The sequence below is a fragment of the Leptothoe sp. PORK10 BA2 genome, assembly GCF_034932105.1.
In the GTDB taxonomy this organism is placed as follows: Bacteria; Cyanobacteriota; Cyanobacteriia; order Phormidesmidales; family Phormidesmidaceae; genus Leptothoe.
In genome coordinates this window covers 17,051-43,632 of the sequence record NZ_JAYGIG010000017.1, presented here as the reverse complement: position 1 = coordinate 43,632, position 26,582 = coordinate 17,051, and the positions used below count along the sequence as shown (strand labels likewise).

The following is a 26,582-nucleotide window of genomic DNA, read 5'->3' as shown; positions in this document are numbered from 1 at the left end:
GGTTCAGCCCAAACGCTTAACTAATAAAGCTCCATCGGTTTAGCTCAACAGCTCAAACAGGCTATTGTCTAGTTCGTAGCCCAGGGTGCGCACCATCAGCTTCAGTTTTTCAATTCCATCAATTTGTTTATCCTTTAGCCATTGGGCAATGGTAAACACCTTACCCATGACAAATATTTCTAGGGCCTCGGGGTTGTAGCGAATGCCATCTAGGGGGCTGAACTGGTGGGGCACCAACATAGCTGCATAGCGACCTAAATCACCGGATTCCACCTCTAAAAAGAGCGGTAGCCAAGGATAATGGCTATCCAGACGCAGAAACCACAGTCGCACCTCAGGCACTTCAGACAGTTCCCGAGGATCGTTGGCATCGCGGGGGTAGTCGATTTCAAACCTGAGTTTAAGGTCGGTCTGGTGCCAGTCAACTTGACTCAGGACGGTGTGGGCTACCGCTAGGTCCAGGGTCTGGAGGTGTGTAGCACTGACAACAATGGATTGAGACATTGCAAGCAGATGAAACAGACTAACAGTGTGCCTTGCTGTGGAAGACTTTACTAGGGGTATTTTGTCCGGGGCGTTTTTCTAGGGCATTTGCCTGGGGACATCTTTAGGGAGGCACCTGTACGGAGGCACTGGGGAAAGAGTTCCTGTTTCCAGCCCCCAGGTCACGATTGACCGCATTCATTCGTTATATTCATTTTCCATACCTATCCGTTCTATCCATCGGTTTTAATTTTCCATGACTCCATCTCCTATTCGTGTATGCATCACCCTGGGGACACGCCCCGAGGCGATTAAACTGGCTCCGGTGATTAAACAGTTTCAGAAAACACCTGGCTTTGACACTCAGGTCGTGCTCACGGGACAACATCGGGAGATGGTGGATCAGGTGATGCAGCTGTTCGAAATAAAGGCTGATCGTGATTTAAATATCATGCAGCCCCAGCAGACTCTCTCGGATATTACCTGCCGCAGTTTGCAGGGTCTCCAGACCCTGTTTGCTGAGCTAGAGCCGCACATTGTGCTGGTCCAAGGGGATACCACCACCGCCTTTGCCGCTGCCCTCGCTGCGTTTTACCAAAAAATTCCCGTGGGTCATGTGGAGGCTGGACTGCGCACGGACAATATTTTGGATCCGTTTCCTGAAGAGGCGAACCGGCGGTTGGTGTCTCAAATTACTACTCTGCATTTTCCCCCCACCGATCAGTCAGTGGCAAATCTGGCGGCTTCTGGGGTGAGTGGGACGGTGCTGAAAACTGGTAATACGGTGATCGATGCTTTGCAGACTGTGGCGTCTAAGGTTCCGGTCTGTGATGTGCCGGGGCTGGACTGGGATCAGCACCGGGTGATTTTATCGACGGTACATCGTCGGGAGAACTGGGGGGAGCCGCTACAGGGGATTGCCCAGGGATTTTTGCAGGTGTTAGATAAGTTTGAGGATGTGGCCCTATTGCTGCCGCTGCATCGTAACCCCACCGTGCGAGAACCCTTAAAGGCGGCTCTAGAATCTCACCCTCGGACATTTTTGGTAGAGCCCCTCGACTATAGCCAGCTGGTGGGGGCCATGGGACGCTGCTATTTGCTACTGACGGATTCGGGTGGCTTGCAGGAGGAGGCCCCTGGTTTGGGTAAGCCGGTGCTGGTGCTAAGGGAAACGACGGAGCGGCCAGAGGCGGTAGACGCGGGTACGGCCAAGCTGGTAGGTACGGATCCGGCCGTGATTACCGCGGAAGCGGCCAAACTCCTGAGTGATCCGGCAGCCTACAATGCCATGGCCCGAGCCATCAACCCTTTTGGGGATGGGAAGGCCTCAGAGCGCATTGTTCAAGCAGTGCGGGCGCACTTTAGTCGGGACGTGTGATGGCAATAATTCAAGCGTTGCGGGCGCACTTTAGTCAGGACGTGTGATAGCTATAGTTCAAGCAGTGCGGGCGCATTTTAGTCAGGACGCATGACGGCCATAGTTCAAGCGTTGCGGGCGCACTTTAGTCGAGACGTGTGATGGCCATAGTTCAAGCAGTGCGGGTGCATTTTAGTCAGGACGGGTGACGGCCATAGTTCGAGCCGTGTGGGCGCACTTTAGTCGGGACGGGTGATGGCCATAGTTCAATCGTTGCGGGCGCACTTTAGTCGGGACGGGTGATGGCCATAGTTCAAGCGTTGCGGGCGCACTTTAATCAGGACGCATAATGGCCATAGTTCAAGCGTTGCGGGCGCACTTTAATCAGGACGCATGATGGCCATAGTTCAAGCAGTGCGGGCGCACTTTAGTCAGGAAGGCGTAGCGTAGGTCAGGACTTTTTGGGTCCTTCTCCCTGATTCCTGGATTGATCTAACAAGCTCTTTTTTGAGGATTTCAGGGATTTCCACAGCTCCTTAATTTTCCCATAGGCATCTTCCGAGGAAATTTTTCCGCCTGTTTCAAGGTTGCAAATCAGTGAAACTCGATTGGCAAATTCTTGCAAATTGGAATTAAACACCATGCGCTCAGGTGTAAATTCGCCGTGATAGGGAGCACGGGGCATGATGAAATTTTCTTTTTGTTTCTGAGGGTCGTCAGCCAATGGAGAGTCCTCTGGATTAATGGAACTATTGAGTAGATGGAACTATTGAGTAGATGGAGCTTGGTTAAGATCCAGATGTTGCGATCGCTGTTTTTGCGATCATAGCAGTGTCCTTCGATTAAGCTTCATTATCGTATTTTAACCAGCTGGTCTTACTCATTCAGGCATGTGCTGTATTGTCCGATTGAGGGGAGTCTGACCTATTCTTGCTCTGGACCTGTGCCGAGCACTGGAGGTCTGTTACTTGGATCGCAAACGGCTGAAAACATTCAGCCGTTTGCTGCGCCCATAGCTTTTGTACCTTAAGGGTTCTAGCGATCAGCATTGAGATTAAATTGAGATTAATTATGGGCGTCTAGCCATATTTCACTCAGCAAGTGTCTGAATTAAGACCATACCTTCAGCTCGACCGATTTCACGGTGTAGGGGCAAGTTTGCTAGGTGGTGGGCTTCGGCTAAGACATACAGATTGGGTTCTTGCCAGCGGTCGAGGAGGGGTTGGCCGGAGAGGGGGGGGATATTGCGATCGCAATAAAAATTCAGACTAGGTCGCCCATAGCTAAACGTCGTCACCACCTCAGCGTCAGCCGGCACTGTTTGATTGATCAATGCCGCCACCGGATTTACCCTATAGGCCTCATTCAGTTCCCATAGCCAAACGTCCGATCCCATGAGCAGAAACAGCGTTAGGTACAGTCCCATCATGAGGGTGAGACACCAACGGGACTGACGCTGCCACAGCCGCCAGCCAGCCCAACCCACACTCAGCCCCAACACAATGCCAATGGCAACCAGGGTAGGTTGATGGTCTACTATGCCCAAATAGGTGCCCCCACCCAACGCCCCCACCGCAATCAATGTGAGCAGGCCCACGGCCCAGCGGGGTGGCTGGTGCCAAACCTGGTGCAAATAGCCCCCAATGGCCAAGGCCACAAATGGATATAGCGGCATGATGTACCACGGCAGCTTGGTCCCCATCAGGGAAATGGCCCCCAGATACAAGCCCGTGCCCACAAGCACCAGCTGTCCCCAGGGCCGATGTCGCTGTTGCCAGGCCAGCACTACACCACCAGGCCAAAATATGAGCCAGGGCCAGCTATATTTCAGCAGCTCCATCAGGTAATACCAGGGGGGATGCCGGTGATCTTCAATGGCCGACGTCACCCGATCAAAGGACTGGGCCACAAAGTGCCCCTGCCAGTACACATCCCCATAGCGCACCAGTTGGGCCCCGTACCACAGCACCACTGGCACACTGCCCAGGGCCAGCCCCAGCCAAAAATAGGGGTTACGTAATAAGCTGCTGGAGGTTTCCCTAGCGGTTAACGCTTGAACCCCAAAGAAAACCAGCGCAATCAGCCCCAACAAAAGCACTAAAATTCCCTTGGTAAGGGCAATTAACCCCAAGCTAATACCCAGACCCAGGGCATACCGACGCTGCTTTCTAGCCTTCAGGCCCCACAGCAGCACCAGCAAAAATAGCGTCACCGCCACCCCATCCCTCATGGCTAGTCGACTGTGGCGCACTACCGGCAGCAGCGTTAAAAACACCCCCGTCGATAGCAGGGCCGGTCGCCGTTGGTCAAAGACCTCGCGGCCCACCCAGTACAGCAGCGGTACTGCCAGGGCACTGATCATCGCTGGTAGCAGACGAGATGTCCAGGCTGAAACACCTCCTGGACCTAGGTAGCCCGTCGCGATTAACCATTCCACAAGGGGCGGTTTATTCAAGTATGGCCCCCCGTAAAGGGTGGGATAAATCCAGTCGCCGCTAGCGGCCATGGCCTTGGCCACCGAGGCGATGGTGCCTTCATCCCAGTCCCGCAGGGGCAGCGTGCCGAGCCGCCACAGGTATAAGCACCCCGTGGCCAACAGCAGCCATAGGCCATCCACCACCCCAGTACTAATGGCGCTAATCGGCGGGGCAGGACGGTTTGACAAGAGCTTTGACAGCAAGGATTTTTTCACCTGAGCACCAAGACAATGGCAAAATATAGCTTTGCGTCCATAGTTCACACCGTTGGTGAGGGCTAAAACCGTTAAATAATAACGGCTATGGACGGCATGGGCGGCTAAATGTATGCAGCCGCTTGCGATCTAAGCCCTATCATAATTCCTCCCCCCCATGACCCCCTGGCAATTGGGGCCTGACCGGCTCACTCAACGCCTCCAATCCGTGGTCCTGGCACGGCGATGGCACTGGCTAATACTGTTGCTGTGGATGGTGCCCCTGCTGCTGGTGGACTTTTTTGACCTCGATCATCAGAGCCTCATGGCCCACGACGAAGGCCTCTATGCCCGCCGTGCCAGGGTGATTGTGGACACCGGAGACTGGATTCATCCCTGGGAGACGCCCCAACATAAAACCCCTGGCCCCTATTGGCTGGTGGCCCTGTTTATCCAACTTTTGGGTCGCCACGAGGTGGCCGTGCGGCTGCCCAGTGTGTTGGCCAGCATAGGCTGTATCTGGCTCACCTATGCTATTGGTCGCCGTTTACTGACGCCGACGGCGGCCCTGCTGGGGGCAATGTCTCTGGGGGTGGCTCCTCTATGGTTGCAGTACAGCCGTTTGGCCACGCCCGATGTGGTGTTTACGGGGCTAATTTTGCTGGCGGTATGGCTGCTACTGGGGGCCGATGCCCAGCCATCATCTCGCTCGCTATCCCGCCTACCTGCCTACTACCGCTGGCTTTGGTTTGGTGCCGGGGCCACCCTGGGCCTGACGGTTCTTTTCCGCAGTGCTTTGGCTGCGGTACCCCTGGCCTGTCTACTGCCCTATTTGCTCCTGTCTGGACGGCACCACTTGAAACAGTGGAGTTTTTACCTCGGGGGGCTGGTGGGGCTGCTGCCCACAGCCATTTGGCTTTGGCTGTGTTGGCGACGCTATGACATGGCGGTGATCAATGCCCTGATCAATTTTCCGGTAAGTCAAGGGCTGACCACCGATCGGGCTAAATCTCCCCTGTTTTACCTGTTCAACCTAGGGGTGAATGATTTTCCTTGGGTGTTTTTCGCCCTGGCAGCTGTGGTTTTGTTGCTGGTACCGTTGGTGCGGCGGTCAACGGTCAAAGTTAGTTCCGAAGCTGGCTCTAAAGTTAGTTATCTAGGCCGGCCTCAAGTTTCCTTGCTACTGTTCTATCCTGTGTTCTATTTGGGCTTGCTGAGTTTTGCCTCCACTAAGCTGCCCCACTACGCCATTCCGACCTATCCTTTCTTGGCCCTATTGGCGGGGTATGCCATGGATCGGTTAGTTCACCCTGAGGTTAGTTTTGGGGCTGAGGCTGGGCCCAGGTCTGGGCTCCCTGTCACCCTCAAACGATTGCTGGGGCTGGTCAATGGTTTGCTGTTGGTGCTGGGCCTTGTGCTGTTGGTGGCGGCTGGCTTGGCCATGGCCACCCAGGTTTTGCCGAGTACCTCCGATATTCGCCCCTACGTCCCCATTGCCATTGCCCTGGGTTTAGCCTGGTTGGTAGCTGGTTTGCTGTGGTTTAAGGGATGGTTCAAAGGGCAGCCACAGCAGGGCCGTTTAATGGTTTGGCTGATATGTTTGCTGTTGGGGCATTGGTTGAGTTTGGTGGTGGCTTGGGGGACCGCTGAACTTGGCAATATTAATCCTGAGATGAAAGCTCTGTTAATTCGTCAGGATATTCAACCCATATTGCAGACCGAGGTGGTAGATTTTTCCCCCGGTCTCAATAGCAAACGCAGTACATTACTCAGGTTTTATACCCCCAACCCGGGGCAAAAGTTGTCCAATTTAGAGAGCGTTGCCCCCCAGGACTATCTTTGGATTGAGGCGGGCGAGCTGTCTAGCTTGCCCAAATCCCATCAGGTTTTAGGGCAGATTCAGCAGACCCATTTGGTGAAAATTCTGCCTGAGTAACAACGTTTGGGTGACTACTCTGTAAAAGTTTAAGAATTTGGGGATGACCTCAATGAAATACTGCTATAGCCTCTGATTTCGTCTCAACGTTTCGCCTCAACATTAAGGCGAAATCATGGGCCAGGGTCACTTGTGTTTAAGGCGATTGCTCCATGTTGGCTAGGTTGTTTATGCCCCAGGATATTTCCCATCGCCCATTGAATATCCAGTGGCGGATCCAGTGGGGCATTGGGTTGGGGGTGAGTCTGCTGTTTGCCTTTTTTTATGGTTGTCTGGCCATGCAAAAAGGCTTTTCCGGGGACTATGTGGTCCAGGATGATGCTCGTCACTATCTGTTTTGGATGGAGCGGTTTCGAGATGCCAGCGCCTTTCCCAACGATCTGATAGCGGATTATCTGCAGGCGATTGCCCCGGTGGGCTACAAGTTTTTCTACCGGTTGGCTAGCTATGGTCACTTAAGTCCAGAGTGGCTGGCGAAGGTGCTGCCGACGGGGCTGGGTATGGTGGCGGCTGGCTATTACTACGGTTTAACCCTGGCGATTTTTCCGGTGCCCCTGGCGGGGGTGATGGCGTCGGTGATGCTGAGTCAGCATCTGTGGTGTACGGATGATTTGGTGTCGGCCTCCCCCAGGTCGTTTATTTATCCTCTGGTGATCCCGCTGCTGTTTTATTTTGTGCGGCGGCAGTGGGGGCTTAGCCTCTTATTTCTGGGGCTGTTGGCTCTGTTTTATCCGTCTGTGGCCCTGGTGGCGGCCACGCTGTATGGGGTCCATGCGGTGGATTGGCAAAAGCTGCCGGGGCTGTGGCGTTGCCCTTGGCGGGCGTTGGTGATGGGGCGCTGTTGGGTTGCGATCGCAGCCCTCACCCTCACCCTACTTTGCATTTTGCCCACCTATTTACTGTCCCATGACTATGGCCCCGTGGTGACTCTGGCCCAGGCCCACACCATTCCAGAACTTCAGCCCAGTGGTCGCCATGCTTTTTTTAGGACCGGTCCATCGCGCTATTGGCTGATGCTGTACGGCGGCCATGGAGCCATCCTCAAGCGCACCCTGTTCACGCCGATTACCCTGGCGGCGGCCCTATTTTTATGGCCCATGCTACTCCGGCGACGCCGGTTTCCCAGCCTTAATGCCGTGCAGCCCACTGTGTATGTGTTGGCCGAACTGACCCTGGCGGCCATGATTTGGTTTTTTCTGGCCTATGGTGTGGCCTTTCGGCTGCACCTGCCGGGCCGCTACACCAGCCACTGTATTCAGTTGGCTGTCCCTATTTTGGCGGCCATCGCTTGGGTGTCGCTGCTGGACTCTGGGGGGCTGCAGCGGCGGCGCCTGAGGCAATGGCTGGTGGCAGGGCTGATTTTAGTGCCCCTGTTGTTTTACTATCCCCTACTGCTCAAGAACTTTCCCAAAACTCTCTATATGGCGGGCCACGAGGGGCCGATTTATCAGTATTTACAAACCCAGCCCCAGGCCAGCCTAGTGGCGTCCCTAGACTACGAAGCCGACAACCTTCCCACCTTTGCCAAACGCTCCGTGTTGATGGCTCCAGAGTATGGCACCCCGTTTCACCTGGGCTATTATCGGCAGATGCGGCAGCGGGCAACGGACCTCTTAGCCGCCCACTATGCCGCTGACAAGGCCACGGTGAAAACCTTTGCGGATACCTATGGGGTGGATTTTTGGCTGGTGCATCGGGCGGCCTTTACCCCCGATTACTTGGCTAACCATCGATATTGGTCCAATAACTATTCATCGCCCCTGCTCCAGCCTGCCATTGACCAGATGGAGCAGGGCACAGTTGGGGTCCTGCAAACCAACCTCGACCGCTGCGCCGTAGTGGAGACGGCTAACTTTTGGCTCGTGCCGATGGACTGTGTTCTCGGTGATTAGGCGGGGGACTAGGGGGCACGGTTCCTTGCCATTAGGGGGTGCCATTGGGGATTTCAGCTGCCGCTATTAGCGATCGCAGTTCGGAGTATGATCAATGCGCTCCTGAGTCTAGTAACCCATGACGTTTTCCTTGCCCCGCTGGCTAGTCGCGCTGTATAAATCGCCGTGGGCCGCGGTGATGATCGTTGCTGTTCTGGGGCTGATGGGCAGCCTCAACCACAGCATGTGGCGGGATGAGATGAATGTGTGGCTGATTGCGCGGGATAGCCCATCCTGGTCGGCTTTTGTGGAGAACATTCACTACGACCGGGGCCATCCTGGTTTGTGGCACCTGCTGGTGGCGATGCTCTATCACCTGTTTGGCCATCCCATTGCCATGCAGGTGTTTCACTGGCTATTGGCCATGGGGTCGGTGCTCCTGCTGTGGCGCTACAGTCCGTTCAAGCAATGGCAAAAGTGGCTGATCACCTTTGGCTATCTGCCATTTTATGAGCATTTGTTGATCGCCCGTAACTACGCTGTAGCGATGCTGTTGCTGTTTGCGATCTGTGTCCTGTGGCCCCAGCGGCAGCGGGCCTATTGGCCCTTGGCGGGGCTGCTGGTACTGCTGGCCAATAGTAATGTGTATGCGTTGTTAATAGCGATTGCCCTAGCCCTGACCCTCGCCCTAGAGCTGCCATGGGAAACCAAACTCCGGCGTAACTGGCTCGATATTATTTTCAGTGCAGCCCTGATTACGGCAGGCTTTGCCCTAGCTCTCTATTTCATCTTGCCCCCCAGCGATGTGGCCAGTCAGGCCCTGGGGGCCTATACCAGTTGTTTCGACCTCCGCCAGGGCCTCAAAGCCATTGGCCGGGTGTTTGGTGGCTACTACATCATCATCCCCAATGGAGCCCGCTACTTGGATCTTGCCGTTTGCGGGGCGATTGCCTTAGGCTCTTGCCTACTGGTCATCCTAAAGTTGGCTAAAAAGCCCTATGCTTTGGTGTTTTACCTGCTGGGCAACGGCGTTATCTTAGCCTTTACCTACGCCAAGTTTATGCCCAGCGCCATTCGCCACTATGGCAACTTTTATTTGGTGCTGATTGCTGCCCTGTGGCTGGCTCACCACTACGCTCCATCCCCAGCCATCATCCGCTATGTTCCTGCCCTGGATCAGGGGATGCTGCCTTACCATGATTGGTTTAATCGAGTATTTGCCCTGATTTTGACCGCCCATTTTCTCGGCGGTGTCTTTCTCTTTGCCATGGACCTGACTATCCCCTATTCGGCCAGTCGGGTGGCAGCGGCTTATATGCGCCAGGCGAATCTGCAGGATGAATTTATTGTGGCCAGTCGCGATGCCCAGATGGCCTCCCTGAGCGGATATTTTAATCGGCCATTCTACTACCCAGAACGCCAGGCCATGGGCAGCTACACCTTATTTTTCAAAGGCACGCGGCGTGAAGTAGGGGAACCAGAGATTCTGCAACAGGTTCAACAGCTCCTGGGGGAGCACCCCAAAATTCTTATGGTGTTGAACGAGGAGCTGAGAACCCCGACCCCAGGGTTAACCGTTGAACCGATCACATCCTTTACCAGGGCCTGGCAGGATGAAGAATACTATCTCTACTGGGTGACCTCTGAATGACCCAGAGCCCAAGCCTATTGCCGATTGAATTTAGGATCAGCAATGTCCAGGTTCTAGGCGGTGTTAGGATTCCGATCCACCATCGGTAGAGTCATCTGAGTCGGCAGTGGTTTTAGCTGGTGCGGCAGTTGCTTCGGCTTTGGCTTGGGCCCGCTGCTCACGTTTCTTCCGCTCGGCTTCCAGAATGTCTTTCATCACTTCCTGGGCCTGGACCATTTTGGCCAGGTTGCTGCGGTACATGTCCAGATCCTTCTCGACTTTCTCCGTCGGTAGGGCTAAGAACTCAGCCGCAGCCTTTAACAACTCCTCCCGCTTGTCCTTATCCTCTAAGGATGACGTATCCACGATTTCAAACAGGGTGTAGAGACCGACAGCCATGAGTCGGGTGTATTTAGCACTGGCCTGATTGGCCACCAGGTGAAGTTTGCCCTGCAGGCTATCACCGCCAGTGGTTTTAGCATTGCTAAGCTGGGTATTGAGGTCGCTCAACGATAGACCTGAAAGGTCGGCCTTGAGGGAGTCAACCTCCTGACGGTAATGCTGAGGGTCGCTGCCTACGGACTGGCAAATAGCCGAAAAAATAGATTCCTTATCTGGCTCGGGTTCATACCCCACCATAAACCGATCAAAACTGGTCACAACGCCCAGGGCATAGAGGGGATTATGGACAAAATCAGCATTGACCGACAGTAAATGCATTTCCACCATCAGTTCTTCCACCACTCGCCGGTAGAGAGAATTGATGGGGCGAGAGTGGTAGTTGTAGAAGGCTCGCTTGGTGTCGGAAACCGTACGGAGGTTAGTCACAGGTGGGGATATATAAAATGCTAGACATCATTATTCTACTTACAGCGATCTTTTGCCAAGAATCCTAGACCCTAGGCTAAATCGTGTTTCTGTGATGGATGCCTATACCACCTTAACGAAAATCAGTCGCCGATCTAACAATATGGCACCGATTATTTTGTCCCATGGGTCTGGCTTGCGATCGCAATTGGCTGCGATATTTCCAGGATGACTCTAAAATGCCATGGGTTCAGGGGCTGCTTGAAGTGCTTCGTCCTCGCTGTCATAGATGGCAAATACAGAATCCATCATGGTGACTTCAAAGACCAGTTTTGATTCTGGATGCACGTTGCAAAGCTTAAAGCTGCCCTGGGCTTTATCCGCATCCCGCATACCTGCGACTAAGGAGGTCAAACCTGAACTATCGATAAAGTTAACCTTGCCCAGATTGACGATGATGTGGGGGGTGGTGTTGCTAATACATTCCTGTAACTTGAGCCGAAACTGCCAAGCTGTGGTGATATCAAGCCTCCCCTGGGGCAAAAAAACAGCGGTACTATGATGGCTGTCTGGTGGGGTGACAATTTTCTGCTCCATGGTAACTGGTCCTTAGATATCTAACGTCGTTGCTGTTGGTCTCAAGAAACGCAAATCAGGACTTACGTTCGTATAACCCATCATGCCCTTGACTGCATTAGAAAGGTATGAAAAGTTTTGTGCTTACGACAAATGGCTGATCTTCTTTTGCTTGTCCTACCGATGAAATACTGAGTGATTAGGCTGTTTATAGATGAACATGCTAACCACATCTGCATAGGAATACGGATTTACTCAGGATATCTACATAGGCAAACGAATTTACTCAGGATATCTACGTACGTTGTTTAATGCAATGTTATCGGACCCAATTTATGAGCTTCTTCGTAAAGACTTATGTAGTTCACCCCGGGCCAAACTATGTTGACCCGGGGTGAATACTTTATTGGTGAATGCTTTATTGAATGTGACCCTGTCTTAGGCTTGCCAGTTAATCCAGTCCTGGGGCTTAAGGAATACTTCATAAAGCTTGGCTTCAGGAGTTCCTGGTTCAGGTGAATAGCTATATTCCCAACGCACCATGGGGGGTAAAGACATTAAGATGGACTCGGTACGACCGTTGGTCTGTAAGCCAAAGATAGTGCCTCGGTCGTAAACTAAATTAAATTCAACATAGCGACCGCGGCGGTAGAGCTGGAAATTGCGTTGCTCTTCTCCATATTTGGTATCCCGACGCTTTTCGACGATGGGTACGTAGGATGGCAAAAAGGCGTCGCCACAGTCGATGGCAAACTTGAATAGGTCTTCCCAGCTGCGCTGGGGTTGCTCGCCCAACTGCTTACTGTGCTGGGCTGCAGGTCCATCTGGGTTTGGACCGCGATATAGCTCACCCGCACCGTCTTGATAATCGAAGAAGACGCCACCTACACCACGGGTTTCCTCGCGGTGCTTGAGGTAAAAGTATTCGTCGCACCAATGTTTAAACGTGTTGTAGTATTCGGGGTGATTGCGATCGCACGCCCCTTTTAAAGTGCGATGGAACTGCGCCACATCTTCCTCAAAAGCATAGTAGGGTGTGAGGTCAATACCGCCCCCAAACCACCAAACTGGGCCTGCCTCAAAGTAGCGATAGTTTAGATGAACCGTAGGAATATAAGGACTCCGAGGATGCAGCACCATGGACGTTCCCGTCGCATAGAAGCCATGACCTTCGGCTTCGGGACGCTGCATCAAAATGGATGGAGGCAGACGATCCCCCCAAACCTCCGAAAAGTTAACGCCGCCCTGTTCAAAGACGCCACCTTCCTTCATCACTCGTGAACGACCGCCACCACCATCGGGACGGGTCCACTGATCTTCCATAAACTGGCCGACACCATCCACCTCAGCCAGCTTCTGACAAATACGATCCTGAAGCCCCTTAAACCCTTGGCTCACACGCTCGCGTGAATCACTGGGAGGGGCAGATGGAGTAGAAACCTTCTGCGTAGAATTCTGCGTAGAAGCGGTGACCATGGCGATCCAGAGCTAAAAAACAAAATTGAAAAGAGTTGATACTGCTGACTCTATACCCATTGGCTCCATCACCATGGAGGGCCGCCAATGGAGAGACCAATCCCAAAACCTATCCAAATCAATCGGTTAGAGAGCAAAGTCAGTAATGATAATTAATCACGATTTTGGACCTTTTTAACCAAGTTGACACACAGTGTGACAATCCTTGACAAAAGCTCGAAGCTATGAGGGAAGACTGTTTTCGCCTCTACTTCTAGGATAGCCATGGTTAGCCATGGGGAGATGGTTAACCCAGGGTTAAAATGTCTTCCAAGATAAAAAAATACGTGTTCAACGCCCAATTGACCGGTCTATTTGCCCAACCGCATTGACCGAGTTTCGGACGGCAGGGAAGCGATTCATCTGGCAGAACGCCCGCGCATCTATGCTTCGACTCTGGTTCCAGTCATTTAAACGGCATTTCCATCTCCCCACCCCCGAGGCGGCCCGACAATCCGTCCTAGCCCAGGGAAACCAACGAACGCTGGAAAAACATTATCAGGTCAGCAGCACGGCTTCGGTAGAAGCGCTTTGGCAAAAAATGAACGACTTAGCCGGACTGGCCTCCTGGCATCCCCTGATTACCGGTACCAATGCTCCCAATGGCCAACAGGCTACACCAGGTCTAATTTATCGAGTATTTACCCGCTGGGTGCCGGTGCCGATCAAAATTTTTGTAGAAGGTGTGTTGCCCGGGGAATATATTAGTCTGCGTATTTTCCCCGTGCCAGGGTTAGAAGAACGCTCCGTCTACCGCCTCGAGTCCGCCCTGTGTGGCACCCAAATTTCTTACTCCATTGAACTTAAGGGGTGGCTCTCCCCCGTCGCTTGGTCGTTGTTGCGCCCTTATGCCGCCAGGGTGGCTGCTGCCCTAGCCCAAGCAGCAGAACAGGCGACCACCTCAACCATGGTGCCCCAGCAGTATCGGGATATCTTTAGCTAACTTAGCTAGCAGGGTTTTTCCAGGGAACACCTGTGCATCATTAAATTCCGGCATTAGGCATGAAGCCTTAGAATGGATGGCAAACATAACAATCTGCTGCAGTTTTTCTGCCAGTTGTGCCGCCCATGGCTGTTGTGCTCTCTCTGCTGGAAGTTGTGCCGCCCATGGCTATTGTGCTCTCTAGCTTTCAGCACTCACTTATGTTGTGACCTATGGGCGCAAAGTTATATCCATTTCCTTTAACAATTTCTCCGTTCACACCCATTTTCCCAACCTTTTCCAACCATGATGCCGACCACTGAGGCAATTTTGGACGTGCTGCGTCCTGTTCAAGATCCTGAGCTACAAAAAAGCTTGGTAGAACTCAACATGATTCGCCATGTGGCCGTCAACGAAGGTCAGGTGAGTTTCACCCTGGTGTTAACCACGCCGGCCTGTCCGCTCAAAGAGTTCATCGTTGAAGATTGCGAAAAAGCCGTTAAGACCTTGCCCGGTGTCGTATCCGTCGCGGTGGATGTGACCGCCGAAACCCCTCAGCAAAAGTCCCTACTGCCCGATCAGCAAGGGATTGATCAGGTCAAAAATATCTTGGCCGTCTCCAGCGGTAAAGGCGGTGTTGGCAAAAGTACTGTGGCCGTCAACTTGGCCGTATCCCTGGCTCAAGCAGGGGCCAAAGTCGGTCTGCTTGATGCCGATATCTATGGTCCCAACGCCCCCATTATGATGGGACTAAAGGACGGTAACGTGGTGGCTCGGGATGGAGCCAATGGCCAGCAAGAACTAGAACCCGCCTTTAACCATGGCGTCAAGCTAGTATCCATGGGCTTTTTGATCGATACCGATCAACCTGTGGTGTGGCGTGGTCCCATGCTCAATGGCATCATTCGTCAGTTTTTGTACCAGGTGCAGTGGGGCGAGCTAGACTATCTGATTGTAGATATGCCCCCAGGTACCGGTGATGCCCAGCTCACCATGGCTCAGGCGGTGCCTATGGCTGGCGTGGTGATCGTCACCACGCCCCAGGATGTGGCCCTGGCCGATGCCCGTCGTGGCTTAAAAATGTTTGAGCAGCTAAATGTACGCATATTGGGCATCGTGGAAAACATGAGTTATTTCGTTCCCCCCGATATGCCCGACAAGAGATATGACATTTTCGGCTCCGGAGGCGGTGCCAAAGCCGCCGAAACCTTAGGTGTTGCCCTGTTGGGATGTGTTCCCTTAGAAATGCCTGTACGGGAAGGGGGAGATGAGGGGATCCCGATTGTATTGGCCCAGCCCGATTCAGCTGCCGCCAAGGCCCTCACTAAAATTTCTCAACAGGTGGCTGCCCAAGTCTCGATTGCAGCCTTGACCTAGCCTGCACCCGTAGGCCTGCACTCATTCCGTGGAGACGCTCCATGGTCTGTTTTCGGCCTGTCTCCGCACAAAATAAAAATATCGTCTCTTTCCCCTTGGTTTTGCTTGTATGGCTCAAACCACCTTCCTTGGTAAATGGTTCTATCGCTCGTTGCATCCCTGGCGAGGCATTGACTGGTTTTTGGTAATGTTGCCCATCGGCATCACGCTGTTTTCTAGCCTATTGATTGCCAGTACCCGGTTGTATACGGGGGAGGCTGGTCTGGCCTGGAACCACGTCATCATGTGTGTGGTGGGTGTGGTCCTTTGCATGTGGTTGGCCCGTACCCGCTATGAATCTTTCCTGGAGTGGCGCTGGGTAATCTATCTCGTCACCAATATATCCCTAGTTGCTGTAATGCTGATCGGCACCGTGGGTAACGGTGCCCAAAGCTGGATCAGCATTGGTAGTTTTAACATTCAACCCTCGGAGTTTGCCAAGGTTGGCATCATTATTACCCTGGCCGCCACCCTAAAAGACCGCGAGTCAACCACCTTGGGTGGTTTACTCAAGGCCTTGGCCATTACCTCTGTGCCCTGGGCCCTAATCTTTTTGCAGCCCGACCTAGGCACCTCTCTGGTATTTGGAGCCATTGTTCTAGGGATGCTCTACTGGAGCAATATGAATCCAGGCTGGCTATTACTGTTGGTGTCTCCTCTGGTGGCCGCCATTATCTTTAGCCTATCGGTGCCCGTGTGGATCGGGTGGGTAGTGGTTACTGGGGTGGTTGCCTGGATTACGTTACCCCTGCGCTGGTATAGCACCCTGATCATTGTCGTGATCAATTCCATTGCAGGCAAACTGGGGGAACTGATGTGGGGGCTGCTGCATGATTATCAGCGGGATCGTCTCACCCTGTTCTTAAATCCTGAGCAGGATCCCCTTGGGGGTGGCTATCACCTGATCCAGTCCCGCATTGCCATCGGGTCAGGGCAGCTGTGGGGACGCGGACTATTCCATGGCACCCAGACCCAGCTGAGCTTTATCCCTGAGCAGCATACGGACTTTATTTTTTCGGCCTTGGGGGAGGAGATGGGGTTTATGGGCGCCCTGGCCATGGTGCTGGCCTATTGGTTTATCTGTCTGCGGCTGATTATCATTGCCCAAAATGCAAAGGATAATTTTGGTTCCCTGCTGGTCATTGGCGTGCTGTCGATGATTGTGTTCCAGGTGGTGGTCAATATTGGCATGACCATTGGTTTAGCGCCGATTACGGGGATTCCGCTGCCCTGGATGAGTTATGGACGATCGTCCTTGCTAACGAATTTTATTGCCATTGGCATTGTGGAGTCGGTGGCGAATTTCCAGCATCGGCTCAAGTTTTAGGCGGGGGTGTCTTATGGCAGGTTGCTACGTTGACAAGGCTGCCAACGCCGCCAACAGTTTTCTATGCACCTCCGGTGACGAGCCCACGACCACCCCAGGCCACTGATAATCGTCACAATCCCTGAGGGCAGGCAATTCATGGCCCTGGTGGTCTGTCACCACATAGCCCATTTCCTTTGCCATCCAGCTCAGGGCACCTCCATCAATAAACTTGCCCGCCGCTAAAATTGCTCCGCTCAGGTCCCCTGTCATCAGGCCATTGGTATTGGGAATCGCTACTTCACGGGAATAGTCCGGTTGGACACTAATCACATCAAAGTCTTGCCGTAATGTCTCTGCTAGATAATCCATTGTCCAACTTAGAATGATCTGGTTTTTAGGCGTTTCTATTTTTAAGGGCTGGCAACTATCCAGGTCATCCGCGAGGGAGCCACGGAAGGTGCCCTCGCCTCGCAGGCTGTAGTAATACTCATTGAGGGCTGGACTGAGGGCAATCACTGCTTCAAAGTCGTCGCTATTGAGAATGGTGAGAATAATTTGATAGTTGGGATGGCCATCCATGTAGAAGCGGGTGCCATCGATGGGGTCGAGGGTGACTAGATAGTCATCCTGGGAACCTAGCTCAATGGACCGAAAATATTTGGTGTTGTAGGTTTGGGCAAATTCTTCGCCATAGAAGCGAATATCTGGAAACAACGATAGGAGTGTTACTTCCATAAAGGTTTGAATGGACAGATCCGCGTCTGTCAGGGCCTCGGCGAAAAAATTATTCTGTGCGGCTACCTTGTCAGGTTGCGCGCCGATGCTTGCCTGGATTTTGGTGGCATAGCCTGCCGCCACCTTTAGATGGGGCAACAACGCCGATAAAATCTCACGGGGTGTGGGCATGGGTTTGGCTGTGGGTAAATACGTCTGTAGACGATTGGTACCACAAAATCTGAGGTGGATCAGTTTTCTAGAGGCTGGATGCTCAATGACATCCTCCCCCGCCCGATTGTTTGCCTTACTGACTACCACCCATCGATGCATCCAATGCTGCTGCTACCACATAATGATTTTCGTCTTTTTGAAGCTTTGATAAGAGCGCTGCTGCTTGTGGATGGTCACACCCAGTTAAGGCGGTTGCAGCCCGCCAGCGATCTCGCCAGATCGGGCTAACGGCCAGGGACGTTAGAGCATTTAAGGCTTCGGCTTGCAGAGGGGACATGAGCACCTGCCGCAATGACAAAATGGCTGTTTCCTTTACAGTCTGGGTGGAATCATTCAACGCTTTGAGGGCGATCTCAAGGAGAACATCAGGATGGTTGCTCTCCTGCAATATGGATAGTATGGTCTGCCGCAGAAGCCAGTTGTCATTGGCCTCAAACATCTGGATAAGCAGGGGGATGGACGGGTCGCCAAATTCGTAGATGGAATTGGCCATCTCTGCTAGCACATTGGCATCGGTTTCGGTTGCGATTAACGCTTGCAGGCTATCGAATGCGGTCTTGTCTGGAGCCTGGTTACCGAATCCCATGGCGGCTAAACGTCTGAGCAAAAAGGAACTATCTTGGGACAAACGCTGCAGAATGGGTATGGCGACAGCGGCCGGTTGAGTCGCTAACGTATTGAGGGCAGTGATTCGCACATTGAGGGCAGGCGCACGTAAGTCGTCCTCTAGCTTGTCAAGTTCGTCGGGTGTCATGGATGTTTGGTAGAGGGTGGTCCTCCTAAAGCGTTAGCTTATATTGAGGCTATGTCAATTCGGTGTGGCTGATCACCGGAATGGTTTTAGCTGAATTTTTTGATTAATTGCCCCCTGGGTGGACCGCCTTAATCCCTAAATCAGCCACACTAGCGTCAGGTTCAATCTCATTCTCAATGATTATGGATGTTCAAATAGCGGCTTACCACAGCCTGCGATGGCTGTTGCGTCCTTTTTTGCTGAGGGGAGTTGAGATCGCAACCCACGGCATCAACCACTTACCCCAGCGTGGGGCGGCTATTCTTGTTTGCAACCACCGCTCCGACACCGACGGTTTGCTCATGACCTTGGCCCTACCGCGCTACATCGCCTGGATAGTTGCCGACTACATGATTGCTATTCCTGGCACTAGTCAGTTGCTGAAATGCACCGGCATGGTCCCCGTCAAGACAGCAGGAAACCCGACCCCCTCATCAATAAAAAAAGCACTCCAGCGACTACGCCAGGGAAAACTCCTTGGCATTTTCCCAGAGGGTGAAGACTACATCTTTAATAATGACTTTGATGCCCCATTAGCCGAGCTACAACCGGGCTTTGCTCACCTTGCCTATACGGCTCAGGTGCCGGTTATTCCGGCTGTGATTGTGCCCAAGGCCGAAAAATTAGAACCCCTCACCATTCCGCCTGCGGTACGCCCATATCTAGAACAGCATTACGATTGCACCCACATTCAGTCCATTGTCCGTTATCGCTCCGCCGATGTCAGAATTGGTAAAGCCATTTCCTTAAGGCCAGTGGCACGGCTGACTAAACAGGAGCAGGTGGGCTGGCTAAAAATGCAAACCCGCCAAGCGATGTTAAATTTGCAATCTTAAACTAAGTCAGGGAATGTGGCTTTTACCGCCGGATGTACGAGCTGATGATTCACCACATTGAGTCCTTCAGCCAGGGCTGCATCTGTGTCTAAGGCCCCTAGCCCCATTTTGGCTAGCTTCAGTACATAGGGTAGGGTGCTATTATTCAGCGCTTCAGTCGCTGTACGGGGGACGGCCCCTGGCATATTGGGGACACCGTAGTGCAGTACCCCCGACTCTACATAAATGGGTTCACTGTGGGAGGTGGGTCGCACGGTTTCAATGCAGCCGCCCTGGTCCACCGCCACATCGACGATTACGGCCCCTGGGGGCATGTGTTGGACTTGCGATCGCGACACCAACGTCGGCGATCGCCGCCCCGGCACCAGCACCGCACCAATCAATAAATCCGCCTGACTCACCGCCCGTTCAATATTGGCGGAGTTACTGTACAACAGTGTCACCCGAGACCCGAACAATTCTTCCAGCTGATTTAACCGATCCAAATTGATATCGATCAGCGTCACATGGGCCCCAAGGCCGATGGCCATTTTGGCCGCCTCCGTCCCCACAATGCCGCCCCCCAGCACCACCACCTGGCCTGGGCTAACGCCAGGAATACCCCCCAGCAAGATACCCCGTCCCCCCTGTTGCTTTTCTAAAAATCTGGCCCCAAACTGCACCGATAGCCGCCCCGCAATGATGCTCATAGGGGTGAGTAAAGGCCGCTGCTGATTTTTCTCCACAGTTTCGTAGGCGATGGCCGTGGTACCCCTGTGGATTAAGGCTTCCGTCAGTTCGCGACTGGCGGCTAAATGGAGGTAGGTGAACAGTAGCTGTTGCTTTTGCAGATAGTCATATTCCTGGGGTAAAGGCTCCTTCACCTTCACCACCATGGCCTGCTGCCAGGCCTCAGATGCAGTGACAAGATGGGCCCCGGCCTGTTGATAGTCGGCGTTGCTAAACCCGGCTCCCACCCCAGCATCAGTTTCTACCCTGACCTGATGTCCCTGTTCCGTCAATGCCCGGACACTGCTAGGGCTGAGTCCCACCCGAAACTCTAAATTTTTAATTTCCTTCGGTACACCAATCTGCACAGGCATCTCCAATTTGAAAGGGTTGGTCTGAAAGGATTGGGTTTCGAACTAGGCCACGGCCATCGCGGTGGACTTCGCCCCCAGCTATAGCTTAGCGCTGTTAATCAACGGAGAATTCTCCTGAGACTAGAATTCCTCAAGGGGAAAACTCATTGACTAACGCTCCCTTTGATAGTGAGAATAGGTGGGTATAACGCCGCATTTAAAACCGTGACTGATATTAAGCCTTCCATGAGTCCTAAGCTTGAACGCCCCAAAAAAGGGTTTAATACCTATGCGGAAAAGCTCAATGGACGAGCCGCCATGGCCGGTTTTTTGATTTTGATTGCAATTGAGTATTTCACCGGCCAAAGCTTTGTTTCCCTGATCGGTCTCAGATAATCCCCCCACTTGATACACAAGCGATATACCAAGAGCGTGGGTGAACAATTCCTTTTCCTGGGGGTCAGGCAAAACTTAAGCCCCTGACGTTTGCAGACTATTTGAACTACGAGGATGGTTCAGAGAGTCGGTATGACCTATTGAGCAATGGCGAACTCGTTTCAGTGCTGAATGAGTCTGAGGAAAATGACTATTTGGCAATGGTCTTATCTATGAAGCTGTCAGCCCTGATTAACTTCAGGTTGATTAAGCCTCATCCGTTGACCATGGAAGTTGATCCGGTGGGTGATTGCTACAAAAAATGTCGGCCTGGTTTGGTTGTCCTTGAACCTGAGCATTTGCTGTCATGGGCTCTCCCATAGATAAGAAAAAATGGATGGGATAATCGTCCCGTCCCAATCAAAAAGCTGATAAGCAAAGCCGCTAGCTAAATACCAGCGGCTTAATGGGGGGTGTGAGAAATCGAGCAGGTAACAACCTTTTAGAAATTGAAGGTGGTGCGTACAACCCCAATTACGCCGTCTTCATCGTTACCATCGACACCATCGGGGTCAGCGTAGATGACCGCAGGGGTGATGGTCAGGAACTTATTCAACTTAATCGCGTAGAATGCTTCGATAATGATGGGGTCAGAATCAAAGTTAAAGGGTGCATTGTCGTTATCAAAGGCGTCTCCACCGTAGATGCCTAACTCGTTGCCAGGGGCAAGGAAGTCGGAGATTGAGATCCCAACCTGCCATTCTTCTTGCTCACCTGCGCCATCTTTTCCTTCAATAAAGGCGTAGTAGCCGCCCAACTCGAAGGCTCCGAAATCGAGATTCAGCAGACCACCGATCAGAAAGTCGACAGTTGTGTCGGGGTCTTCACCGTCCTGGAAGGTGATAGCTGCGTCAATTAAACCATCGCTTAGATAATTGAGCTGCACCAGGTACTCATATTCTTCGAAGATACCTTGGGTCGCATCTTGACCATTATCGGTGGAGTAAGCCAGGTCAAGAATAATGTTGTCGGTGAGCGAGATATTAGTACCAATGGCGAAACTGCCATCTTGGTCAAAGGCGGATTCGAAGAAACCGTCTTCACCAAATTCAGCCACTGCATTAGTGTCGTAGGGCACAATGTTACTACTGTTGAGCTGACCGGCAGAACGACTGTTTGCCGCAATTTCTACATCGATGCGATCACCCAAAGGAAACTCATAGGTAATGTCATCGATCTGTACGTTATCTTCACCGCCACTGCTACTAGAATCTGCTAACCCATCGATTAGGAAATCGTTGGGAGCATCCATGTCATCAGCACCCTGTAGCCTTATCCGTAGCCGGTCTTCGCCCGTAAAGCTAGTATCAAAGTTCAATCGAGACCGGTATTCGAAGGTGACTTCATCAGAACCATCGGGGGCTTCGAACGGGATGACAAGCTGACCAACGAGCTCACCCTTTAGCTTAGTGTTGGTAGAGAACTGGTTAGCTTCTAGTTCAGCTACGTCAGCTTCTAGAGTGTCAACGCGACCACGGATGGTAGCCAGCTCAGCTGCAAACTCTTCCTGCAGGCGACGGATAGTGTCGAGGTCATCACCATCACCGATAAGCTGAACGATCACGTCCAAACAAGCGTTCAAACCAGCGGCAAACTCATAACGAGTCAGGGCACGGTTGCCACGGAAGGAACGGTCGGGGTAGCCCTCAAGACAACCGTACTCTTCTACCAGGCGCTGCAGGGCAGTGTAGGCCCAGTCAGAAGGCAGAACGTCAGATAGCTCAGAAACGCTGGTTACTTGAGCAAGCTGAATAGTTGAATTGTTTAAAGAGGAACCGTCGGTGGACACTGTGTCTGCTGCAACAACATATCCCGAGGTTGCTGTTAGTAAACTGGCTGAAGTAGCACCTGCCAGTATCAGTTTGCGCATTGAGTTAGAAATCATGGTTTTTCCTTTACTACCACACATTTGAATGCAGCATTCTCTATCACCTAATGAGAGTTTTTCCGGAATAGATCGCACAAAATTTTCCCTGAGACCAACGTCTTAGGAATCGTTTCTGTTTACCTTTGGGAGTAATCAGAAAAGGGCTATCTACTTAAGCAAACGTCTACTTAATTGGCTTGGGAAAATGCTGAGACTAGTAATGCCGTTGTCAGGAAATCTGCTCCAGATTTCCTGACAACGGCATTACTATATGTGTGCTTCCTGAACCTGCCATGAGAGCTTACGTATCGTAGGCTACAAGAAAAACGCTCATTGATAGATCACAGGCTATAAAAAAATGGCTAATTGTGAGAAGGGACTGAATCTATGCTTACGTAGCAAGGACAGCAAAAAAGGTAAATTGTTTTACCATCTAACCCCTTGCTCGGCTGCCGACGAGCAGCCATGGCCGGTTTTTTGAATTTGATTGCAATTGAGTATTTCACCGGTCAAAGCCTCGTTTCCCTGATCGGTCTCAGATAATCCCCTTCTACGGTCAGGATGTAACTGGGAAATTGGAGGGCTGAAACCAACCGCTGATTTTGTAAAATCGTTTGTCGCTGATGGCCTTCGGGTTCAGAATCACGAAACATCACGAACCATATGGGGACCTGGCGGGTGGCGATATTCAATACTTAATAGTCTTTAATGTCTGCTGCTGCATATAAGCTGGCTTTAAGGCTCAGATCTTGCTTAATGCTCGTATCAGCGACTTCAATCATTATTCGGGCGGCACTTTCATGCAAAAAAAGGTGAATGGTAAAACCATCCACCCCCTTGCTAGCCGGAGCAAGTTTGTCGGCTATGCCCGGCAGCTGTTTTGTTAAAAACGAGCCGCCGGGGTGACTGATGTTACTTGTCTCCTTCTTCTGAGAACTCAGCGTCAATTACATCGTCATCACCGCCGCCGCTGGGGGCGTTACCACCGCCAGCAGCGCCCGCATCGGCAGCTGCAGCCGTGGCATCAGCACCACCATAGATGTTACTGCTGAGGGCAAATAGTGCCTGCTGTAGGGACTCGGTACCCGCTTTGATTTTGGTGGCATCGTCAGATGCGATCGCATCCTTCAGACTAGCAATCTCAGCTTGAACCTTAGACTTGTCTTCTTCAGAGACTTTGTCCCCCAGCTCGCCCATCTGCTTATCAGCCTGATAGACTAGCGAGTCGGCCTGGTTCTTAATGTCGATCTTCTCGCGCCGTTCCTTATCCGCGGAGGAATTAGCCTCGGCATCCCGGACCATGCGATCCACCTCATCGTTAGACAGTGTGGATGCGCCGGTAATGCTGATGGACTGCTCCTTACCCGTGCCCTTGTCCTTGGCAGTGACATTCAAGATACCGTTGGCATCAATGTCAAAGATCACCTCAATTTGAGGGACGCCTCGAGGAGAAGGAGGAATGCCGTCTAGCCGGAACACACCCAGGTCCTTGTTGTCGTTGGCCATTTCCCGCTCACCTTGCAGGACATGGATTTCAACGTTAGTTTGACCATCCACAGCGGTGGAGAACACCTCAGACTTTTTGGTGGGAATGGTAGTATTTCTGGGGATCAGCTTCGTCATTACGCCACCGAGGGTTTCCACACCCAAGGATAGGGGGGTGACGTCCAGCAGCAGAATGTCCTTAACTTCACCAGCCAGAACGCCCCCCTGAATCGCGGCCCCAATGGCCACAACTTCATCCGGGTTAACGCTTTGGTTCGGCTCTTTACCTAAAATCTTGCTGACCAGATCGTGCACCGCAGGAATCCGGGTGGAACCACCCACTAGGACGATTTCGTTGATGTCGCTCTTGGCGAGCTTGGCATCGCGGATAGCATTTTCCACGGGCACGCCACAGCGGTCGATCAGGTCAGAGGCCAATTCCTCAAACTTAGCCCGAGTCAGGGTGAGGTCGAGGTGCTTAGGACCGTCCTGGGTGGCAGTAATAAACGGCAGGTTGATTTCAGCCTGGGTGACGCTGGACAGCTCAATCTTGGCTTTTTCAGCGGCCTCAGTCAGTCGCTGCAGCGCTTGCTTGTCCTTCCGTAGGTCAATGCCCTCTTGGGCCATAAAATTCTCGGCCAGGTAGTCTACGATCTTTTTGTCAAAGTCGTCTCCTCCCAGGTGGGTATCCCCCGAGGTGGATAGTACTTCGAAGACGCCGTCTCCCACTTCTAGGATGGAGACGTCGAAGGTACCACCCCCCAAGTCAAACACCAGAATGGTCTCGTTACTCTTTTTGTCTAGACCGTAGGCCAGGGCGGCGGCGGTCGGCTCATTAATGATGCGCAGAACTTCTAGACCCGCGATGCGGCCCGCATCCTTGGTGGCCTGACGCTGGGAGTCATTGAAGTAAGCCGGAACGGTAATGACGGCTTGGGTCACTTGGTCGCCGAGGTACTTGCTGGCGTCGTCCGCTAGCTTACGGAGAACCTGGGCCGAAATTTCCTCAGGGGCAAACTGCTTATCTGCGTTGGTACATTCAATTTTGACGTTGCCGTTTATGTTGAGCACCTTGTAGGGCACTTCTGAAGATTCGTTGCCTACTTCATCGTGGCGACGACCAATAAAACGCTTAACCGAGTAAAACGTGTTTACTGGGTTCATGACGGCTTGGCGCTTAGCGATTTGACCCACTAGACGGTCGCCGCTCTTGGCATAGGCCACAACGGATGGCGTGGTGCGAAAGCCTTCTGCGTTGGCGATTACAGTGGGCTTACCCCCTTCCATTACGGCGACTACAGAGTTTGTAGTCCCCAAGTCAATTCCTACTACTTTTCCCATATCAATTGCTCCGGCTGATTAACTCGTTTAGCGTTGCTGGTGTGCGATCGGGATCTAATGGGAGCGTTCTGATGGCTGAAATTCATCTCAGCTCGATACATCCCACGGACCAGCAGCGTCCTTGCTTTCAGCTGAACCATTAAATGGGTTGCTTGAAAGCTCACTACTATAGTGCTAATCCAAAGCCATTCCCTGAAGGGGGGGTTACCGAACCTGAATTTCGGTTGTGGGGCGGGTGGGCTAGCTAGAGGCCAATATTTGTTCGTCTAATTCAAAGTCAACGGTTTGCTCTGTACGACTGTAGTCATGGCGGTAGGAATCCCTGAGGCCCTGGACTAGGCCGTAGCGAGGGGTCCAGTCTAGCTCCTGTTTGGCTTTGTCAATGGCGGTGAAAAAGTGCTGCACCCGCATGGGAAATGCTTTGCGTTTACCAAAGTCAAATTGTTTTGGATCGTAGTGGCGAATGTCTGGGGCGGGTTTACCCATGGCTTCTGCGCAGGCCAAGGCGAGGCCGTCAAAGGTGACGTAGCGCTCCCCTGAAATGTTATAAATCTGCCCGATGGCCTTGGGGTTATCCAGGATAGCTACCATGGCTTGGGCCAAGTCTTCGCAATGGCCCAGCTGGGTGATGGCTTTGCCGTTGCCGGGGATCATTAGGGGACGGTCGTAGCTGAGGCGGTCGAAGAACCACTTTTCCAGGGGGTTATAGTTCTGGGGGCCATAGATGTAAACCGGACGGATGGCGGTAAAGGGGATGCCCCGCTGTTTAAGGTAGGCTTCGGTGTGGTGCTTGCCCTTATGGCGACTGTTGGGATCAACGGCATCGCCCTCCATGTGGGGCATTTGCTCACTTTTTAGATACACCCCGGCGGAGCTGACATAGATAAATTGTTGGACGGTGTGGCCAAAGAGTTCGATCAGGGGCTGGGTGTCGCTGAGTTCGCGCCCGTTGTTGTCGTAGATGGCGTCAAAGGTGCGGCCCCCTAGGGCGGTTTTGAGGGCATCAGGGGATGTGCGATCGCACATCACCACCTCCACCCCCTCAGGACCAGGACGATTCCCTCGGTTGAGCAACGTCACCTCATGGCCTGTGGCCAGCAATAACCGAGTCAGGTACACCCCAATAAACCGTGTCCCACCCATCACCAAAATTCGCATAGCCAGCCATCCCAAAAAGATCAGAGAACATTTCCCTACCTCCAGATCTTATGGAAGATTGTTTCACCCGCAAAGGTTCCTATGGCAAAATCCCTGGACTGCCATTCAGGCAGTCGATCAATTGATCGATTAACAAGATGCCAACAAAACTCACTTACATAGACC

22 protein-coding genes are annotated in these 26,582 nt (G+C 52.5%); 9 read left to right on the top strand and 13 right to left on the bottom strand.

Going from position 1 to position 26,582, the window contains the following annotated elements; all coding sequences use genetic code 11:
* Positions 1-39: 39 nt before the first annotated feature.
* Complete coding sequence (locus tag VB741_RS07040; protein WP_323364448.1) at positions 40-504, bottom strand: CRR6 family NdhI maturation factor; 465 nt, start codon at positions 502-504, stop codon at positions 40-42.
* A gap of 235 nt (positions 505-739) precedes the next feature.
* Here VB741_RS07040 and wecB point away from each other — a divergent pair, with 235 nt between their 5' ends.
* Positions 740-1,861 (top strand): non-hydrolyzing UDP-N-acetylglucosamine 2-epimerase, encoded by a 1,122-nt coding sequence (wecB, locus tag VB741_RS07035; protein WP_323364447.1) that lies wholly within the window; start codon positions 740-742, stop codon positions 1,859-1,861.
* Between the two features lie 430 nt (positions 1,862-2,291).
* Here wecB and VB741_RS07030 read toward each other — a convergent pair whose 3' ends face one another.
* On the bottom strand, positions 2,292-2,525 hold the full coding sequence (locus tag VB741_RS07030) for a DUF7219 family protein (RefSeq protein ID WP_442786315.1): 234 nt from the start codon (positions 2,523-2,525) through the stop codon (positions 2,292-2,294).
* 405 nt (positions 2,526-2,930) lie between these two features.
* Positions 2,931-4,505 (bottom strand): ArnT family glycosyltransferase, encoded by a 1,575-nt coding sequence (locus VB741_RS07025; RefSeq protein WP_323364445.1) that lies wholly within the window; start codon positions 4,503-4,505, stop codon positions 2,931-2,933.
* Positions 4,506-4,689: 184 nt separating this feature from the next.
* Here VB741_RS07025 and VB741_RS07020 point away from each other — a divergent pair, with 184 nt between their 5' ends.
* The 3 genes from VB741_RS07020 to VB741_RS07010 all read left to right on the top strand — a co-directional run bounded on the left by VB741_RS07020 (position 4,690) and on the right by VB741_RS07010 (position 9,969).
* Positions 4,690-6,447 (top strand): ArnT family glycosyltransferase, encoded by a 1,758-nt coding sequence (locus tag VB741_RS07020; protein ID WP_323364444.1) that lies wholly within the window; start codon positions 4,690-4,692, stop codon positions 6,445-6,447.
* A gap of 152 nt (positions 6,448-6,599) precedes the next feature.
* A complete protein-coding gene (locus VB741_RS07015; RefSeq protein ID WP_323364443.1) occupies positions 6,600-8,339 on the top strand; it encodes a hypothetical protein in 1,740 nt (579 codons plus the stop codon).
* Between the two features lie 118 nt (positions 8,340-8,457).
* Positions 8,458-9,969 (top strand): hypothetical protein, encoded by a 1,512-nt coding sequence (locus tag VB741_RS07010; RefSeq protein WP_323364442.1) that lies wholly within the window; start codon positions 8,458-8,460, stop codon positions 9,967-9,969.
* Positions 9,970-10,032: 63 nt separating this feature from the next.
* Here VB741_RS07010 and psb29 read toward each other — a convergent pair whose 3' ends face one another.
* From psb29 to hemF, 3 genes are all read right to left on the bottom strand, one after another.
* On the bottom strand, positions 10,033-10,776 hold the full coding sequence (gene psb29 / locus VB741_RS07005; protein WP_323364441.1) for a photosystem II biogenesis protein Psp29: 744 nt from the start codon (positions 10,774-10,776) through the stop codon (positions 10,033-10,035).
* 213 nt (positions 10,777-10,989) lie between these two features.
* Positions 10,990-11,352: an STAS domain-containing protein gene (locus VB741_RS07000; RefSeq protein ID WP_323364440.1), complete on the bottom strand. Its 363-nt coding sequence runs from the start codon at positions 11,350-11,352 to the stop codon at positions 10,990-10,992.
* Positions 11,353-11,769: 417 nt separating this feature from the next.
* Positions 11,770-12,807 carry an oxygen-dependent coproporphyrinogen oxidase gene (gene hemF / locus VB741_RS06995; RefSeq protein WP_323364439.1) on the bottom strand — a complete coding sequence of 346 codons (1,038 nt, stop codon included), beginning with the start codon at positions 12,805-12,807 and terminating at the stop codon, positions 11,770-11,772.
* Positions 12,808-13,231: 424 nt separating this feature from the next.
* Here hemF and VB741_RS06990 point away from each other — a divergent pair, with 424 nt between their 5' ends.
* From VB741_RS06990 to rodA, 3 genes are all read left to right on the top strand, one after another.
* On the top strand, positions 13,232-13,789 hold the full coding sequence (locus VB741_RS06990; protein ID WP_323364438.1) for an SRPBCC family protein: 558 nt from the start codon (positions 13,232-13,234) through the stop codon (positions 13,787-13,789).
* Between the two features lie 288 nt (positions 13,790-14,077).
* The gene (locus tag VB741_RS06985; RefSeq protein ID WP_323364465.1) at positions 14,078-15,145 is read left to right on the top strand and encodes an Mrp/NBP35 family ATP-binding protein; all 1,068 of its coding nucleotides are present in this window, start codon (positions 14,078-14,080) and stop codon (positions 15,143-15,145) included.
* A 109-nt stretch (positions 15,146-15,254) separates the two neighbouring features.
* Positions 15,255-16,511, top strand: a complete 1,257-nt coding sequence (rodA, locus tag VB741_RS06980) for a rod shape-determining protein RodA (RefSeq protein WP_323364437.1) — start codon at positions 15,255-15,257, stop codon at positions 16,509-16,511.
* A 24-nt stretch (positions 16,512-16,535) separates the two neighbouring features.
* Here the strand turns inward: rodA and VB741_RS06975 are convergent, their stop codons facing one another.
* Positions 16,536-17,399 carry an inositol monophosphatase family protein gene (locus tag VB741_RS06975; RefSeq protein WP_442786314.1) on the bottom strand — a complete coding sequence of 288 codons (864 nt, stop codon included), beginning with the start codon at positions 17,397-17,399 and terminating at the stop codon, positions 16,536-16,538.
* Positions 17,400-17,514: 115 nt separating this feature from the next.
* Positions 17,515-18,195: a HEAT repeat domain-containing protein gene (locus tag VB741_RS06970; RefSeq protein ID WP_323364435.1), complete on the bottom strand. Its 681-nt coding sequence runs from the start codon at positions 18,193-18,195 to the stop codon at positions 17,515-17,517.
* Positions 18,196-18,377: 182 nt separating this feature from the next.
* Here VB741_RS06970 and VB741_RS06965 point away from each other — a divergent pair, with 182 nt between their 5' ends.
* A complete protein-coding gene (locus VB741_RS06965; RefSeq protein ID WP_323364434.1) occupies positions 18,378-19,070 on the top strand; it encodes a lysophospholipid acyltransferase family protein in 693 nt (230 codons plus the stop codon).
* On the opposite strand, the gene ald is transcribed toward VB741_RS06965, so the two are convergent.
* A complete protein-coding gene (gene ald / locus VB741_RS06960) occupies positions 19,067-20,146 on the bottom strand; it encodes an alanine dehydrogenase (protein WP_442786313.1) in 1,080 nt (359 codons plus the stop codon). The two genes, VB741_RS06965 and ald, sit on opposite strands and share 4 nt — an antisense overlap.
* Positions 20,147-20,377: 231 nt before the next feature.
* On the opposite strand from ald, the gene VB741_RS06955 reads away from it, so the two are divergent.
* Entirely contained in the window at positions 20,378-20,527 is a 150-nt protein-coding gene (locus VB741_RS06955; RefSeq protein ID WP_323364432.1) for a hypothetical protein, read from the top strand.
* A 481-nt stretch (positions 20,528-21,008) separates the two neighbouring features.
* On the opposite strand, the gene VB741_RS06950 is transcribed toward VB741_RS06955, so the two are convergent.
* The 4 genes from VB741_RS06950 to VB741_RS06935 form a co-directional block, all read right to left on the bottom strand.
* On the bottom strand, positions 21,009-22,451 hold the full coding sequence (locus VB741_RS06950) for an iron uptake porin (protein ID WP_323364431.1): 1,443 nt from the start codon (positions 22,449-22,451) through the stop codon (positions 21,009-21,011).
* A gap of 677 nt (positions 22,452-23,128) precedes the next feature.
* Positions 23,129-23,380: a hypothetical protein gene (locus VB741_RS06945; protein WP_323364430.1), complete on the bottom strand. Its 252-nt coding sequence runs from the start codon at positions 23,378-23,380 to the stop codon at positions 23,129-23,131.
* Entirely contained in the window at positions 23,346-25,259 is a 1,914-nt protein-coding gene (gene dnaK / locus VB741_RS06940) for a molecular chaperone DnaK (protein ID WP_323364429.1), read from the bottom strand. The genes VB741_RS06945 and dnaK overlap by 35 nt, the downstream gene beginning before the upstream one ends.
* A gap of 240 nt (positions 25,260-25,499) precedes the next feature.
* Positions 25,500-26,417, bottom strand: coding sequence for an NAD-dependent epimerase/dehydratase family protein (locus VB741_RS06935; protein ID WP_323364428.1), 918 nt, complete (start codon positions 26,415-26,417; stop codon positions 25,500-25,502).
* Positions 26,418-26,582: the final 165 nt, after the last annotated feature.

Excerpts from the sequence above, each read along its gene's own strand:
- VB741_RS07040 (WP_323364448.1), bottom strand. The coding sequence starts at position 504 with ATGTCTCAATCCATTGTTGTCAGTGCTACACACCTCCAGACCCTGGAC.
- wecB (WP_323364447.1), top strand. The coding sequence starts at position 740 with ATGACTCCATCTCCTATTCGTGTATGCATCACCCTGGGGACACGCCCC.
- VB741_RS07030 (WP_442786315.1), bottom strand. The coding sequence starts at position 2,525 with ATGCCCCGTGCTCCCTATCACGGCGAATTTACACCTGAGCGCATGGTG.
- VB741_RS07020 (WP_323364444.1), top strand. The coding sequence starts at position 4,690 with ATGACCCCCTGGCAATTGGGGCCTGACCGGCTCACTCAACGCCTCCAA.
- VB741_RS07015 (WP_323364443.1), top strand. The coding sequence starts at position 6,600 with ATGTTGGCTAGGTTGTTTATGCCCCAGGATATTTCCCATCGCCCATTG.
- VB741_RS07010 (WP_323364442.1), top strand. The coding sequence starts at position 8,458 with ATGACGTTTTCCTTGCCCCGCTGGCTAGTCGCGCTGTATAAATCGCCG.
- VB741_RS07000 (WP_323364440.1), bottom strand. The coding sequence starts at position 11,352 with ATGGAGCAGAAAATTGTCACCCCACCAGACAGCCATCATAGTACCGCT.
- hemF (WP_323364439.1), bottom strand. The coding sequence starts at position 12,807 with ATGGTCACCGCTTCTACGCAGAATTCTACGCAGAAGGTTTCTACTCCA.
- VB741_RS06990 (WP_323364438.1), top strand. The coding sequence starts at position 13,232 with ATGCTTCGACTCTGGTTCCAGTCATTTAAACGGCATTTCCATCTCCCC.
- VB741_RS06985 (WP_323364465.1), top strand. The coding sequence starts at position 14,078 with ATGCCGACCACTGAGGCAATTTTGGACGTGCTGCGTCCTGTTCAAGAT.
- rodA (WP_323364437.1), top strand. The coding sequence starts at position 15,255 with ATGGCTCAAACCACCTTCCTTGGTAAATGGTTCTATCGCTCGTTGCAT.
- VB741_RS06975 (WP_442786314.1), bottom strand. The coding sequence starts at position 17,399 with ATGCCCACACCCCGTGAGATTTTATCGGCGTTGTTGCCCCATCTAAAG.
- VB741_RS06970 (WP_323364435.1), bottom strand. The coding sequence starts at position 18,195 with ATGACACCCGACGAACTTGACAAGCTAGAGGACGACTTACGTGCGCCT.
- VB741_RS06965 (WP_323364434.1), top strand. The coding sequence starts at position 18,378 with ATGGATGTTCAAATAGCGGCTTACCACAGCCTGCGATGGCTGTTGCGT.
- VB741_RS06955 (WP_323364432.1), top strand. The coding sequence starts at position 20,378 with ATGAGTCCTAAGCTTGAACGCCCCAAAAAAGGGTTTAATACCTATGCG.
- VB741_RS06950 (WP_323364431.1), bottom strand. The coding sequence starts at position 22,451 with ATGATTTCTAACTCAATGCGCAAACTGATACTGGCAGGTGCTACTTCA.
- dnaK (WP_323364429.1), bottom strand. The coding sequence starts at position 25,259 with ATGGGAAAAGTAGTAGGAATTGACTTGGGGACTACAAACTCTGTAGTC.
- VB741_RS06935 (WP_323364428.1), bottom strand. The coding sequence starts at position 26,417 with ATGCGAATTTTGGTGATGGGTGGGACACGGTTTATTGGGGTGTACCTG.